14 protein-coding genes are annotated in these 14,336 nt (G+C 71.1%); 8 read left to right on the forward strand and 6 right to left on the reverse strand.

Annotated features, from left to right (window positions below; all coding sequences use genetic code 11):
- Window positions 1-41: 41 nt before the first annotated feature.
- Window positions 42-1,835, reverse strand: coding sequence for a DUF885 domain-containing protein (locus B351_RS0107575; protein WP_026010487.1), 1,794 nt, complete (start codon window positions 1,833-1,835; stop codon window positions 42-44).
- Between the two features lie 111 nt (window positions 1,836-1,946).
- Between B351_RS0107575 and B351_RS0107580 the strand changes: the two genes are divergently transcribed.
- Entirely contained in the window at window positions 1,947-2,294 is a 348-nt protein-coding gene (locus tag B351_RS0107580) for a GFA family protein (protein ID WP_019398448.1), read from the forward strand.
- 12 nt (window positions 2,295-2,306) lie between these two features.
- Here the strand turns inward: B351_RS0107580 and B351_RS0107585 are convergent, their stop codons facing one another.
- Together B351_RS0107585 and B351_RS0107590 are read right to left on the reverse strand one after the other, a co-directional pair.
- On the reverse strand, window positions 2,307-2,600 hold the full coding sequence (locus B351_RS0107585) for a hypothetical protein (protein WP_019398449.1): 294 nt from the start codon (window positions 2,598-2,600) through the stop codon (window positions 2,307-2,309).
- Between the two features lie 45 nt (window positions 2,601-2,645).
- A complete protein-coding gene (locus B351_RS0107590; RefSeq protein ID WP_019398450.1) occupies window positions 2,646-3,611 on the reverse strand; it encodes a LysR substrate-binding domain-containing protein in 966 nt (321 codons plus the stop codon).
- A gap of 205 nt (window positions 3,612-3,816) precedes the next feature.
- On the opposite strand from B351_RS0107590, the gene B351_RS0107595 reads away from it, so the two are divergent.
- Entirely contained in the window at window positions 3,817-4,725 is a 909-nt protein-coding gene (locus tag B351_RS0107595; RefSeq protein WP_019398451.1) for a DMT family transporter, read from the forward strand.
- A gap of 3 nt (window positions 4,726-4,728) precedes the next feature.
- On the opposite strand, the gene B351_RS0107600 is transcribed toward B351_RS0107595, so the two are convergent.
- Entirely contained in the window at window positions 4,729-5,637 is a 909-nt protein-coding gene (locus tag B351_RS0107600; protein WP_019398452.1) for a peptidylprolyl isomerase, read from the reverse strand.
- Window positions 5,638-5,787: 150 nt separating this feature from the next.
- Here B351_RS0107600 and B351_RS0107605 point away from each other — a divergent pair, with 150 nt between their 5' ends.
- From B351_RS0107605 to B351_RS0107615, 3 genes are all read left to right on the forward strand, one after another.
- Window positions 5,788-6,144 (forward strand): PadR family transcriptional regulator, encoded by a 357-nt coding sequence (locus B351_RS0107605; protein ID WP_019398453.1) that lies wholly within the window; start codon window positions 5,788-5,790, stop codon window positions 6,142-6,144.
- 4 nt (window positions 6,145-6,148) lie between these two features.
- Window positions 6,149-7,072 carry a sensor domain-containing protein gene (locus tag B351_RS0107610; RefSeq protein WP_019398454.1) on the forward strand — a complete coding sequence of 308 codons (924 nt, stop codon included), beginning with the start codon at window positions 6,149-6,151 and terminating at the stop codon, window positions 7,070-7,072.
- Between the two features lie 365 nt (window positions 7,073-7,437).
- Complete coding sequence (locus B351_RS0107615) at window positions 7,438-8,166, forward strand: hypothetical protein (RefSeq protein WP_026010489.1); 729 nt, start codon at window positions 7,438-7,440, stop codon at window positions 8,164-8,166.
- Window positions 8,167-8,246: 80 nt separating this feature from the next.
- Here B351_RS0107615 and B351_RS0107620 read toward each other — a convergent pair whose 3' ends face one another.
- Window positions 8,247-9,494 carry a polyhydroxyalkanoate depolymerase gene (locus tag B351_RS0107620; RefSeq protein ID WP_019398456.1) on the reverse strand — a complete coding sequence of 416 codons (1,248 nt, stop codon included), beginning with the start codon at window positions 9,492-9,494 and terminating at the stop codon, window positions 8,247-8,249.
- Between the two features lie 98 nt (window positions 9,495-9,592).
- A complete protein-coding gene (locus B351_RS0107625; protein WP_019398457.1) occupies window positions 9,593-10,456 on the reverse strand; it encodes a pirin family protein in 864 nt (287 codons plus the stop codon).
- A gap of 212 nt (window positions 10,457-10,668) precedes the next feature.
- On the opposite strand from B351_RS0107625, the gene gpmA reads away from it, so the two are divergent.
- The 3 genes from gpmA (at window position 10,669) to B351_RS0107640 (ending at window position 14,330) form a co-directional block, all read left to right on the forward strand.
- Window positions 10,669-11,418, forward strand: a complete 750-nt coding sequence (gpmA, locus tag B351_RS0107630) for a 2,3-diphosphoglycerate-dependent phosphoglycerate mutase (protein ID WP_019398458.1) — start codon at window positions 10,669-10,671, stop codon at window positions 11,416-11,418.
- A 58-nt stretch (window positions 11,419-11,476) separates the two neighbouring features.
- A complete protein-coding gene (locus tag B351_RS0107635; RefSeq protein WP_019398459.1) occupies window positions 11,477-11,863 on the forward strand; it encodes a hypothetical protein in 387 nt (128 codons plus the stop codon).
- 361 nt (window positions 11,864-12,224) lie between these two features.
- The gene (locus B351_RS0107640; RefSeq protein WP_156810441.1) at window positions 12,225-14,330 is read left to right on the forward strand and encodes a TonB-dependent siderophore receptor; all 2,106 of its coding nucleotides are present in this window, start codon (window positions 12,225-12,227) and stop codon (window positions 14,328-14,330) included.
- Window positions 14,331-14,336: the final 6 nt, after the last annotated feature.

Below are 14,336 nucleotides of genomic sequence, written 5' to 3' on the forward strand. Positions count from 1 at the left end.
GATCACCAATCACGAATCACGAATCACGAATCACGAACCGGTCACCTCACCGGTTCGCCCAGCAGCAGCTGCCGCACGAAGCGCACCGGCGGGGCACCGTGGGACAGGACCTGGTCGTGGTAGGTCTTCGCGTCGAAACGCTCGCCCAGCTCCGCCTCCGCCGCGGCACGCATGTCGAAGTGCTCCTGCGCGCCGACGAAGTAGGTCGGCAGCTGCGCCGAGGTCAGCTGCGCGCGCACCCACTTGCCGGCGGCCTCGCGCTCCTGCTGGAAGGTCTTCCGGACCATCAGGTCCATGGCCTGCTCGCGGCTCCAGCCGTCCACGTGCACGCCCTGGTCGAGGATCGCGTTGGCGATGGTGCGCAGGTAGAACTTCAGCTGCACCAGGCGGAACAGCGGGTCGTTGCCAAGGTAGCCGGCGTCGGCCATCACCTTCTCGGTGTACACTGCCCAGCCCTCGGCGAACGGACCGGAGCGCAGCACCGCGCGCAGGGTGGAGGGATGCCGCGCCGAGTGCCAGCCCTCCAGGTAGTGGCCGGGCGTGCCCTCGTGGATGCTCAGCAGGTGGATCATGCGCGAGTTGTATTCGCGCAGGAACGAGTCCACCTGTTCCTGGGTCCATTCCTCCGGGATCGGCGAGACCGCGTAGAAGGTCTTGAGGTTGCGGTCCAGCGGGCCGGGCGAGTCGCAATAGGCCACCGCCACGCCGCGCTGGAATTCGGGCATCTCGATGATTTCCACCGGCGCGTCGGGCAGGGTCACCAGGTCCTTCTCCCGCACGAACGCCGTGGCCTGCGCCAGTGCCGCCTCGGCGTCGGGGACCACGCGGTCGCGCGCCGGGCGCTCGGCGTAGGCCAGCTCCAGTGCGGCCTCGATCGCCGCCTGCTGCTGTTCCGGGGTCGGGGAGTCCGGCAGTTCGGGGACACCCGGGCGGTCGGCCAGCACCGTGCGGGCGATGCCGTACATCTCCGCGCGCACGCGCTCCAGCTCGGCCTCGGCGCGCTGGCGGATCTGCGCGCGCGACAGCGAGGACAGCAGGGCGAACTGCAGCTTGCGGTCGTACAGCTCCGCGCCGATGCGGAAGTCGCCGCGCGCGTTCGGGACCAGGGTCCGGTCCAGCCATGCCTGGTGCTCGACCACGGCCGCGCGCAGGCCGGCGATCGCCTCCTCGGCGGCCCGGCGGTCGGCCGCGTCCAGCTGGTCCAGCGCCGGGACCACGAGCAGGTCCACCAGGCCCAGCAGGCCGGAGTTCTGCCGGGCCACGGTCTCGGCGTGGATCTTCGGCACCCGCGCCGGATCGAGGTTGGCGCGCGCCTGCGCCAGCAGGCCGGGGATCAGGCGCATGCGCGCGGTGGCCGACCTGAGGCGTTCGGGCAGCGGCGCGAACTCGCGCGCCATCAGTCCGTAGATCGCGCTGCCGGCGAGGTCGCCGTAGACCTGCGGGTCCCAGGCCCAGGGCTGCAGCACTTCCGCGCTCCAGATGTCGTACTCCAGGCGGTTGCGCAGGATCGCGGCGTCGACCTGGTTGTCGCGGGACAGCGCGGCCACGTCCAGCGCATCCAGTTCGGCCAGCAGGGCGCGGCTGGTCTCCAGCGCCTGGCGGCGGCCCTCGGCGGAGAGGTCGTCCAGCTCGGCGTCATGGCGGTGGTCGCCGGCCTGGGTGGCGGCCACCGGCGACAAGCGCATCCAGGCCTCGAGCGCGCGCGCGGACAGGTCGGCGAAGGCGGCGTCGGCCGGGCTGGGCGCGGTGGCGGTGGACGCGGCTTCCGGGGCTTCGGGCTTCTGGCAGGCCGCCAGCGGCGCGAGCAGGGCGAGGGCCAGCAGGCAGGGGCGCAGGTTCGGGCGCATGGCTATACCGGTGTCGAGGGATGGCGCAGGATAGGGGCAAGGCGCCGCCCATGCCCCTGCCATTGGCTGGGCCGCGCCACCACGCACGGGGAGGACACCATGAAGTACCAGGGAAGCTGCCATTGCGGCGGCATCGCGTTCACCGTCGAAGGACAGATCGACCAGGTGGTCGACTGCAACTGCTCGATGTGCCGGCGGCGCGGCGGCCTGCTGTGGTTCGTGCCGGCCAGCGCGTTCGAGCTGGCCACCCCGCGCGAGCGGCTGGGCACCTACCTGTTCAACCGCAAGCACATCCAGCACCACTTCTGCCCGACCTGCGGCATCGCGCCGTTCGGCGAGGGCACCGCCCCGGACGGCACCGCGACCGTGGCGATCAACGTGCGCTGCCTGCCGGAGGTGGACCTGGACGCGCTGAAGGTGGTGCGCTTCGACGGCGCCAGCGTGTAGCGCGGCGGCGGCCTATTCCTCTTCCGCCTCGAACTCCACCACCAGGCCCAGGCGCACCGCCAGCTCCTCCACCGCCTGGCGCACGCGCCGGGCGGTGTAATCGTTGGGCGCCTCGATCTCCAGGTCGTGCGCGCCGGGGCCGATGTCGTCGGACAGGCCGGCCGAGCTGGAATCCTCGTCGTCCAGGCGGGGCATCAGGTCGGCCACTTCCTCGACGTGCTCGACGCCCTCGATGCTTTGCAGCAGGTCGGCGACCGCGCGCAGGTCGTCCTGGTTGCCGATGATGCGGAGGCGTAGCTGGGGCATGGCGGACTCTCCCGATGGATGCCGCGCAGCCTAGCCACGCCGGTTTCAAGGCCGGGTGAGGAAGGCCTCCTCCCGGCCCTTGCGCCGGCGCGCGCCGGGCGGCCGCCGTCCCGGCGCGTCGGCCCATGGCGCCTCCTTGGCCTGCTGCTTGATCCAGTCGACGAACTTCGAGGCCGCCGGCGCCAGCGGGCGGTGCGCCGGATACACCGCGTAGTACGCGAACCGCGCCTGCATCGTCGGTCCGGGCAGCCGCACCACGTCGCCGCGCTCCAGCCAGCCCAGCGCCAGGTGGCGGCGGGCCAGGGTCGCGCCAATGCCTTCGGCGGCCGCGCGCATGGCGTCCGTGCTGTCGCTGAAGCTGTGCATCGGCGGCAGCCGCACGCCGCGCACGCCGGCGGCGCGGAACCATTCGCGCCAGCCCTGCTGGGTCAGGTCCGAAATCAGCGGCAGCGACGCGATCTGGCGCGGATCGGTGATGCCGGCCACGCCCGGCAGGCGCGGCGAAGCCACCGGGAACATCGCATCGTCCATCAGGTGGTGCGCCACCAGCCCGGGCCAGTGCCCGGGGCCATAGCGCACCGCCAGGTCGGGGCCGCCCTCGTCGAAGCGCGCCAGCGCCGGGCTGGTGTCGATCTCCAGCCTGACTTCCGGGTGCGCGGCGCAGAACTGCGGCAACCGTGGCAGCAGCCAGCAGTGCACCAGCGAATGCAGGGTGCTGATCCGCAGCACCCGGGTGCCTGCATCCGGCCGCAGGTTGCCGGCCACCGCCGAGACGTCGGCCAGTGCCGCGGCGGCGGCGTCGGCCAGCTGCCGGCCCTCGGGGGTGAGGGTGACGCCGCGGGCGTGGCGCTGGAACAGGGTCGTGCCCAGCAGCGATTCCAGCTTGCGCACGTGGTGGCTGACCGCGCTGGCGGTCAGGTGCAGTTCCTCGGCGGCGTGGGCGAAGTTCTGGTGGCGCGCGGCGGCGGCGAACACCGCCAGCGCGGGCAGCAGGGCAGGACGGATGACCATGCGAGGCACGAACCAGATTTGTGGCTCGCCCCGATACTACGCGCTTGTCGGCGCGCCCGGCGACGCCGAAGCTGTGGCCATCGCGCCGGTGATGCGATGTCCGGAAACGGCGAGCGGCAAGGCAGCCACCGGCGCACGATTCCTTCCCCCTGGCCGCCGCGCCGCGTGCGCGACGTGGCCGCTCCGGTTACCCGAGGAGATACCGATGGATGGCACCAAGCAATGCCTGGAAGCCGGCGCCGCCTCCGCGCCCGTGGCCGGCGCCCGCGACTGGCGCACCCCGCTGGAACTGCTTGCGCTGGGCGCGGTATGGGGCGGCTCGTTCCTGTTCATGCGGGTGGCCGCGCCGGAGTTCGGGCCCTACGCCCTGGTGGAGCTGCGCCTGGCGCTGGGGGCGATGGTGCTGCTGCCGTTCCTGTGGCTGGCGCGGGCGCAGTTCCCGTTGCGCATCTGGCCGAAGCTGGCGGCCATCGGCGTGGTGAACTCGGCGCTGCCGTTCCTGCTGTTCGCCTGGGCGGCGCAACGCGCGCCGGCGGCGATCGGCGCGATCTGCAACGCCATGGTCGTGCTGTTCGCCGCACTGGTGGCGTACCTGGTGTTCGGCGAGAAGATCGGCGCACGCCGCGCCGTGGCGCTGCTGACCGGCTTCATCGGCGTGGTGGTGCTGGCCACGGCCAAGGTGTCCGGTCTGAGCATCGGCCCGGCGGTGTTCGCCGGCGCCACCGCGGCGCTGCTGTACGGCGTCGGCCTGAACCTGGTGAAGCGCTACATGGCCGGGCTGCCGCCGGCGGCCTCGGCGGCGGTGACCCTGGGCTGCTCGGCGCTGCTGCTGCTGCCGCTGGCGGCCACCCACTGGCCGGCCGGTGCGGTCTCGGCGCAGGCCTGGGGCTCGGCCATCGGCCTGGGCGTGCTGTGCACCGGGCTGGCCTTCATCTATTTCTACGGCCTGATCCACCGCATCGGCGCCGCGCGCACGTCCACCGTGACCTACCTGGTGCCGCTGTTCGGCGCGCTGTTCGCCTGGGTGTTCCTGGGCGAGCCGGTGACCCTGGCCATGCTGCTGGCCGGCGCCCTGATCCTGGGCAGCGTGGCGATCAGCCAGCGTGCGCGCTGAGCCTCAGTCGGCGGCCACGCGCACCGGCAGCATCACGTTGCACAGGTCGATGTGCCCGGCCGGGCGCTTGTAGAAGTCGTCGCGGCGGTTGCGGCGCGCTTCCACCAGCTCGGCGAAGGCGGCGCTGTCGGTGCGCAGGGCCTGCAGGCGCAGGCGTTCGCCGGCCGGCACCTCGCTGGCCAGCCGCACCGAGAGGATCGGCGTGCGCTGGGCCGGGTCTTCGTAGAAGCCCATCGGTTCGGGTCCGCGCGGCAGCGAGCTGAGCAGCTCGATGCCCTTCACCACGCGACCGACCAGGGTGATGTTGCGGTCCAGCTGGCGCGGCGACTGGCCGATCACCGCGTACAGCTCGGCGCCGATGCTGCTGTCCGGCTCGGCGTTGCGGCCGGCGCCGACCATGCCGTAGCAGTGGGCCAGCCAGGCCTTGCCTTCGTGCGGGTCGCGGCCGGCGGGGAAGCCGTCGACGAAGCCGACTTCCGGCGCCCAGCCATCGGCATCGGGCAGGCGGTGGAAATCCAGTCCCGCCGCCTCGCGCTCGAATTCCGCCGGCAGCTTGCGTGCGGCCCGGCCGAGATCCTTCGCCTTCTCCGGGTCCTCGCCATCGACATCACCGAACTGGGCGACGAAGTTGTCCTGCACCCGGTAGATGCTGGTGCCGTCCCAGAAATGGCCGCGTGCAAGGGTGGCGATGTTGCGCGCGTGCGCCGGGGCGAACGCAGGCGCCAGCTCGATGACCACCCGGCCGGCTTCGAGGTCCATGTACAGGGTGCGCTCCGGGTCCAGGTCGCGCCAGGCCGAGGCCGGCGCGTCGGCGAGGATCTCCTGGAGGCCGCGGGTCTGGGCCTGGGCGGGGGCAGGAACGGCGAAGGCGGCGCACAGGGCGCAGGCGAGCAGGACGGGGCGCAGGGTCATGGGCGGCACCTGGGAATGGAGCGCGGATTCTGGCCCGACCCCGGCCGCCAGGGCCAATACGGCCCCGGGTGACTATCGGCACATCCGCTATACCGAAGTTAAGAATAGCCTTGCTCCGGAGCCTGCCAGAGGCAGGCGAGGAGCCCATCCATGGTCGACATCGAGGCCCAGCTGAAGAAGTTCCAGAAGGAGCTCAGCGCCGGCACCGTGTCGCTGGTCCTGCTTGCGGTGCTGGCGCGGGCCAGCGAGCCCCTGTACGGCTACCTCATCGCCAAGCGCCTGGAGCAGGTGGGCGGCGGCGTGCTCAGCGGCAAGCAGAGCGCGCTGTACCCGGTGCTGCGCAACCTGGAGGGCGCAGGCCTGCTGGAAAGCCACGTCGAGCCATCCGATGCCGGCCCGCCGCGGCGCTGCTACCGCATCACCGGCGCCGGCCGCGAGGTCCTGGCGCAATGGGCCGCCGCCTGGCGCGCCACCCGCGATTCCGTCGATTCCGTCCTGGAGGAGTAAGCGCATGAACGCCAAGCAGGGTCGGCCGCTGCCGACCACCATCCCGGAATACCTGGAGCAGCTGCGCGAGGCGCTTCGCGGCGCGGATCCGGCGCTGGTCCAGGACGCGCTGTACGACGCGGAGGAATACCTGCGCTCGGAGCTGGCCGAGCAGGCCGGCCGCGACGAGGCCGAGGTGATTGCCTCGGTGGCCGGCAGCTACGGCGCGCCGGAGGAAGTGGCCGAGATCTACCGCGAGACCGAGGTCACCGTGAACCGCGCCCTGCGCCCGCCGCGTCCGCCGAAGCAGCGCTCGCTGGTCGGCCGCTTCTTCGGCGTGGCCGCCGACCCGTACACCTACGGCGCGCTGTTCTACATGCTGCTGTCGCTGGCCACCGGCGTGTTCTATTTCACTTGGGTCGTCACCGGCATCTCCACCTCGGGCGGACTGCTGATCCTGATCATCGGCGTGCCGCTGCTGCTGCTGTTCCTGATGTCGGTGCGGCTGCTGTCGCTGGTGGAAGGGCGCATCGTCGAGGTGCTGCTGGGCGTGCGCATGCCGCGGCGGCCGCTGTACATCCAGCGCGACAAGCCCTGGCTGACCCGCATCGGCGAGCTGTTCACCGACGGCCGCACCTGGACGGCGATGGCCTACATGCTGGCGATGCTGCCGCTGGGCACGGCGTACTTCAGCTGCATCGTGACCCTGCTGGCGGTGAGCCTGGGGCTGCTGCTGACGCCGCTGGCCTCCCTGTTCGGCTGGTGGGATAGCCCCGGCTTCCACCTGGACGGCCTGTACTTCGCCCTGGCCGACAGCTGGGCGGGCGCGCTGCTGGCGTTCGCGATCGGCTTGCTGCTGCTGTTCGCGACCCTGCACCTGGCGCGCCTGGTCGGGCGCTGCCACGGCTGGCTGGCCAAGCACCTGCTGGTGCGCAATCCGGTGGTCTGAGCCCGCCTCCCGGCCGGCCAATGGCGCCGGCCGGTCCTTCCCGAAACCGTGCCGCGGGTCGAGGCCCTCGACGCCTCGGCGCCAGGGGCGAGGCAGGGGGGCGGCTGCCGCAGGCCTGGACATTCCGCGCCGGGCAAGGGGAACGGCCACCCATGGGGCGGCCTTTCCGTTTTCCGGAGCCGTGGCGCAAGGCCCGGGCGCGCGCGTATCCGGCGATGGATGTGCACACCCGTGCCGCGTTCGCGATCCAATCCGGCATGTCTGGCCGGCAATTTCGGCGGTTGGCCCCCAAGGTCCTGCCGGGAGCAACCCGGTGCGGTAACGTCGCCCCCGCCGTGATCCGCGGCGTCTGTGGAGAGGACGACATGGAGCAGAGAACCGCGATGCGCTGGCTGCTGGCCTATTCAGGCGCGCTGACGGTGGCCGTATGCGCCTTCCTGCTGACCGGCGCGGCCGCACCGGGCAAGCGCGCCAGCTTCGAGGAGATCGACGTGCAGCGCATCAACGTGCGCGAGCCGGACGGCACGCTGCGCCTGGTGGTATCGAACCGGACGCGTTTCCCGGGCCTGATCTTCCGTGGCAAGGAGCACCGCCATCCGCGCGAGGTCGCCGGCATGCTGTTCTACAACGATGAGGGCACCGAGAACGGTGGCCTGGTCTTTGGTGGCTCGCGCGGTCCGGATGGAAAGCCCCGTGCAGGAGGGCATTTTTCCTTCGACCAGTACGAGCAGGACCAGGTGGCCACGTTCGGTCAGTACGAACGGGATGGCATCCGCTGGGCGGGAGTCACGGTGCTGGACCAGCCCGATGGATCGTCCGAGCCAATGTTGGAGAACCTGGAGGAGCTGAACGCTTTGCCGCCGGACGAGAGGCAGAAACGCCAAGTCGAACTCACCGGCGGACCGGCCAATGTCGCGCGCGTGTTCCTGGGCAAGGACCACGAGCGCTCCTCCCTGCTGTCCCTGAGGGACGCCGAAGGCAGGGTCCGGCTGGTGCTGAGGGTGGCCGCCGACGGCGCCGCCGCGGTCGAGTTCCTGGACGAGGCCGGCAAGGTGGTGCGCCGGTTGGCGCCCGAGGACATCAGCGCGCAGTGAGCACGCAGCCGGCATCCCGGTCCTGCAGGAAGAAAGGCCGCCCATGGGGCGGCCTTTCCGTTGTGCCAATGGGGCAAGGCTCAGTCGCGTGCGTATCTGGCGATGAACTCGCGCACCTGCGGATAGACCTTCTCGCGCCAGCGGCGGCCGCTGAAGATGCCGTAGTGGCCGGCGCCTTCGACGATCAGGTGCTTCTGGTGCGACTTGGCAATGCCGCTGCACAGGTCGTGTGCTGCCTCGGTCTGGCCGAGGCCGGAGATGTCGTCCAGCTCGCCCTCGATGGTGAACATCGCGGTGTCCTTGATCGCCGCCGGATCCACGCGCTCGCCGCCGATCACCCATTCCCCGCGCGGCAGCAGGAACTCCTGGAACACGATGCGGATGGTGTCCAGGTAGTACTCGGCGGGCATGTCCAGCACCGCGTTGTACTCGTCGTAGAAGCGGCGGTGGGCCTCGGCGTCCTGCAGGTCGCCCTTGACCAGGTTGGAGTAGAAGTCCCAGTGCGACATGAAGTGGCGGCTGGGGTTCATGGCGATGAAGCCGGCGTGCTGCAGGAAGCCCGGGTACACGTCGCGGCCCTGGCCCGGGTACGGCGGCGGCACCGTGTGGATGACGTTGTTCTCGAACCAGGACAGCGGATTGCGCGTGGCCAGGTTGTTGACCGCGGTCGGGCTGCGGCGGGCGTCGATCGGGCCGCCCATCATCACCAGCGAGCGCGGGATCGGCTCGCCGCGCGCGGCCATCAGCGACACCGCGGCCAGCACCGGCACCGTCGGCTGGCACACGCTGACCACGTGCAGGTCGCGCGCGCCGATGTGGCGGATGAAGTCCTCCACGTAGGCCACGTAGTCGTCCAGGCAGAACGCGCCGGCTTCCACCGGCACCATGCGCGCGTCGACCCAGTCGGTCACGTAGACCTTGTGGTCGCGCAGCAGGGTGGAGACGGTGTCGCGCAGCAGGGTGGCGTGGTGGCCGGACAGCGGCGCCACCACCAGCACCACCGGGTCGTCCTTCATCGCCGCGATGGTGGCCGCGTCGTCGCTGTAGCGCTTGAAGCGCACCAGCCGGCAGAACGGCTTGCGCAGCGCCTCCTGCTCGAGCACCGGGACCTGCCGGCCCTGGACCTCCACCTCGTGGATGTTCCAGGCAGGCTTCTCGTAGTCCTTGCCCAGGCGGTGCACCAGCTCGTTGCTGGCGGCGATGCGCTCGGCCCCCGGCAGCGACGACACCCAGCTGTTGGGGTCGGAGAAGATGCGGGCATTGGCTTCGGCCAGATGGACCCAGGGGGCCATCATGGCGCGGTTGAGTTCATGCAGCTGGTAGAGCATGGAGGGTCCACGCTTCGGGTCTGGCTGTTGCATTGCACCATCGTAACCGAAGAGGACGCAGGTCGACGTGGGCGTCGCAGCCTGCGTGAGACGTGCGTTCAGCGGGCGGGAAGGGGGATGAACTCGGGGTCGCCGTCGATCTGGCCGAAACGGCCTTCCAGCCAGTCCTGCTTGGCCTGCTCGATGCGTTCCCTGGAACTGGAGACGAAGTTCCACCACAGGTGGCGGCGCCCGTCCAGCGGCTCGCCGCCCAGCAGCATGGCCTTCAGCGGGGTGCGCGCACGCAGCACCGGGCGCGTGCCGCGGTCGGGCAGCACCAGGTGCCGGGCCGGGATGTCGCGGCCGTCGAGCTGGGCCTCGCCTTCGAGGATGTAGAGCGCGCGCTCGGCATGGCCGGTGTCCAGCGCCACTTCGGCGTCCGGCTCCAGGTCGATGGCCACGCTGAGGGTGTCGGCGAACACCCGCACCGGCGATTCCTCGCCGTAGGCGCGCCCGGCCAGCACCCGCAGCCAGGCGCCCTCGCGCCGTTGCTGCGGCAGGGTGGCCGCAGGGTGGTGGAAGAACGCCGGCTCGGCTTCCTCGTGCGCCTGCGGCAGGGCCACCCAGGTCTGCATGCCGTGGGCCGTGCTGCCGGTCGCCCGCTCCTCGGCCGGGGTGCGTTCGGAATGGGCGATGCCGCGGCCGGCGGTCATCCAGTTGACGTCGCCCGGGCGGATCACCTGGTCCGAGCCGAGGGTGTCGCGGTGGCGGATCGCGCCGTCCCAGAGGAAGGTCACCGTGGCCAGGCCGATGTGCGGATGCGGGCGCACGTCCAGGCCGTGGCCGCGGTCGAACACCACCGGGCCCATGTGGTCGACGAACACGAAGGGACCGACGCTGCGCGCCTGCAGGGAGGGGACCGCGCGGCGTACCAGGAAGCCGTTGCCGAGATCGTGGACGCGGGGTTCGACGAGGGTGGTCATGGCGGCGCTCCGGGGAAGGACCGGGGCGCAGCATTGCATGCCCGGCGCGCCGCTGCGCGCGCGTGGCCGCGACGGTGCTTTCCGCGCCGCCGCCGGGGTGGCCGTACGCGCCCGGACGGACGGATGCGGCGCGGCTTGCGGCGGCGACTTGCCGCTACAACTTGCCGCTACAATCGGCCTCGCTTTCGCCCCCGAACCGGAGACCCCACACAGTGACCCGCAAGCTAGTCCTGCTGCGCCACGGCCAGAGCCAGTGGAACCTCGAGAACCGCTTCACCGGCTGGGTCGACGTCGACCTCACCGAGCAGGGCCGGGCCGAGGCCGCGGCCGGCGGCCGCCTGATGCGCGAGGAAGGCCTGCGCTTCGACGTGGCCTATACCTCCACGCTCAAGCGCGCCATCCGCACCCTCAACATCGCGCTGGGCGAGCTGGACCAGGACTGGATCCCGGTGCACAAGAGCTGGCGCCTCAACGAGCGCCACTACGGCGCGCTGCAGGGCCTGGACAAGGCCGAGACCGCGGCCAAGCACGGCGAGGAGCAGGTCAAGATCTGGCGCCGCTCCTACGACATCCCGCCGCCGGCGATGGATCCGTCCGACGCCGGCCACCCGGCCAACGACCCGCGCTACGCCGGGCTGGACCGCAACGCGCTGCCGTCGACCGAGTCGCTGGCCACCACCCTGGACCGGGTGCTGCCGTACTGGCACGACGCCATCGCGCCCTCGCTGAAGTCGGGGAAGACGGTGCTGGTGGCCGCGCACGGCAACTCGCTGCGCGCGCTGTACAAGTACCTCAACAACGTCTCGAAGGAAGAGATCCTCGAGCTCAACATCCCCACCGGCATCCCGCTGCTGTTCGAGCTGGACGACGAGCTGAAGGTGGTCTCGCACCGCTACCTGGGCGACCCGGAAGCGGCGGCCCGCGCCGCCGCGGCCGTCGCCGCCCAGGGCAAGGCGAAGTAGGACACCACCCAGGCACCCGGCTCCGGCCGGGTGCCGCGTTTCGTGCGGAGCACACCCCATGCGCCTCCAGCGAACCCGCGCGCGCCTTGACGGCATCCTCGCGATCACGGCCGTGGTCGCCCTCCAGGCCGTGCTCGGCTTCGGCTGCCATGGCCAGGACCTGCACGCGTTCGCCGTCGGGTTCGGGGTCTTCGTGCTGCCGCCCCTGGTGCCGGCTCTGGTAGCGCTGGGCACCGCCAATCCGCTGCGGGCGGTCGGCGCCTGCGCGCTGTTCGCACCCTGGCTGCTGTGGGCCGGTTACGTGGGCTGCATCCGGCCCGATGCCGGGGGTGGGGCGTCCATGGCATATGTGCCGGTACTGCTCTACGGCTTCCCCAGCGCCGTGCTGGGTGCGCTCCTGGCCGGGCCGGTGTGCCGCCGGCTGGGCATCGCCATCGACCCCTGATCCGCGCCGTACAGCAGGTGCGGGATCGTGGTGCTTGCGGAATGAGAGCGATTCGCATTTAATGCGCGCAGCAGCTCCACCCAGGACGGCCGCAGGGACCCGCGGCCGCCGATGCAGCGCCGGGAAAGGCGAGGCACTCCAAGGCAGCAGGCTGCACAGCCCGGCACCGGACGCATGAGCGGCCGGCCAGGGCGTTACCGCTGCCGCCACCGCCATGCCACTGCTCCATGCCGCCCCAACGCCTGAAACCGCCATCGCGGTTGGCTTGGGCGGGCGGGGCCGGAGCCCGGCGACCGGCCTTCCATGTCCTTCCCGGAGCCGTCACGTGAGTCCTCGCTGCACCCCGTCGTTTCCCGTCCCGATGCCTGCCCCCCGCCGCCGCACCCTTGCCGCGTGCGTGGCGATGGCCCTCGCGCTGGCCGCGCCCGCCGCGTCCGTACTGGCCGGGGAGAGCGGCGTGCCGGCCGCCACCGAGCTGGACGCGGTCCTGGTGGTCGCGCAGCGCGCCAGCCGCGCCAGTGCCGGCGCCACCAACCTCGACCTGGAGATCAAGGAGACCCCGCAGTCGATCAGCGTGGTCACCGCCGAGCAGATGCACCTGTTCGGTGCCGATAGCGTCAACGAGGCCCTGCGCCTGGCCACCGGCGTGCAGGTGGACGAGTGGGAGACCAACCGCACCAGCTACAGCTCGCGCGGTTTCGACATCCTCAACACCCAGATCGACGGCGTCGGCATGCCCAACAGCTGGGGCATCGCCACCGGCGCGTTCGATGCCGCCGGCTACGAGAAGGTGGAAGTGATCCGCGGCGCCAATGGCCTGCTGACCGGGGTGGGCAACGCGGCCGGCACCATCAACTACGTGCGCAAGCGCCCGACCAACGCGCGGCAGGGCAACGTGGGCATCAGCCGCGGCACCTGGGACACCACCCGCGTCGAGCTGGACTATTCCACGCCGTTCACCGCCGACGCCACCTGGGCCGGCCGCGTGGTGGCCGCGCACGAGGACGGCGATTCCTGGCTGCGCGCCAACAGCAACCAGCGCGACTTCGTCTACGGCGTGGTCGATGGCCAGGTCGGGGCGAACGGCACCCTGGCGCTGGGCTGGTCGTACCAGCGCGCGAAGTCCGACGGGATCATGTGGGGCGCGCTGCTGTTTGCGAACAACGACGGCACCCAGGCGCAGTGGCCGACCAGCGCCACCACCACCCAGGACTGGACCTGGTGGAACACCACCAACCACACCGCCTTCGTCGAGTACACACACCGCCTCGGCGACGCCTGGCAGCTGAAGGCCGCCTACAACTACCGGCGCGCCACCGGCGACGACCGCATGTTCTATGCCTACGAAGGTGCGGACGGGCTGGATCCGGAGACCGGCCTGGGCCTTTACGGCTATCCCTGGGGAGGGGCGGACGCGTCCACCGCACACCTGGGTTCGCTGGTGCTGGACGGCCGCTTCCAGTGGCTGGGCCGCGAGCACGAGCTGGTGCTGGGCGCGAGCGTGTCGCGCAGCGATGCCGATGGCTGGGAGTACCCGGCCGATCCGGCCTCGCCGGCCTGGGGGGCGTTGCCTGCGTTCCCTTATCCCACCGACGCCATCCCCGAGCCGGCCTGGGGCGAGCGCACGCTTTACTCGGTGCTGGACCAGCGCCTCAAGCGCGTGTTCGGCGCCACCCGCATTGCCCTGACCGACCGCTTCAAGGCCATCCTCGGCGCCAACTTCGCCGAGTACCGGCGCAGCGGCGACCTGGAGGGGACGGCGTTCGACCAGACCACCCGCCATACCAGTCCCTATGCCGGTTTCACCTTCGACTTCAGCGACCAGGTGCTGGGTTACGTCAGCTACTCGGACCTGTACCAGCCGCAGGACCAGGTCGATGCGGACGACCGGTACCTCGACCCCAGCAAGGGCGTGAACTACGAAGCCGGCATCAAGGCCAGCTGGCTGGACGACCGCCTGCTGGCCACCATGGCCGTGTTCAGGGCCGACCAGAAGAACCTGGCCACGCCGGTGGGCGTCAACGACCTGGGCACCTACATCTATGCCGGCGTGGACGTGGAATCGCGCGGCGTGGAACTGGAAGCCACCGGCCGCATCAACGACCACCTGGACGTGGTGGTGGGCTATACCGCGCTCGAGCTGGACGGGCTGGATGGCGACGACACCTATCCCTGGGTGCCACGCCGCAGCGCCAACCTGCTGCTGGCTGGCCGCGTGCCCGGTTACGAAGCCTTTTCCTGGGGTGTCGGTGGACGCTGGCAGGGCCGCATCTTCAACGGCACGGTGAGCCAGGACAGCCATGCGGTGCTCAACGCGTACGCGGCCTGGGACTTCCTGCCCAATGCGACCGTGCGCATCAACGCCGGCAACATCGGCGACGAGAAGTACATCAATACCCTGCGCTACGGCGCCGGCTACTACGGTGCCCCGCGCAACTACACCCTGAGCCTGGACTGGCGTTTCTGACGCCGG

It is taken from the genome of Pseudoxanthomonas sp. GW2, assembly GCF_000283075.1.
In the GTDB taxonomy this organism is placed as follows: Bacteria; Pseudomonadota; Gammaproteobacteria; order Xanthomonadales; family Xanthomonadaceae; genus Pseudoxanthomonas.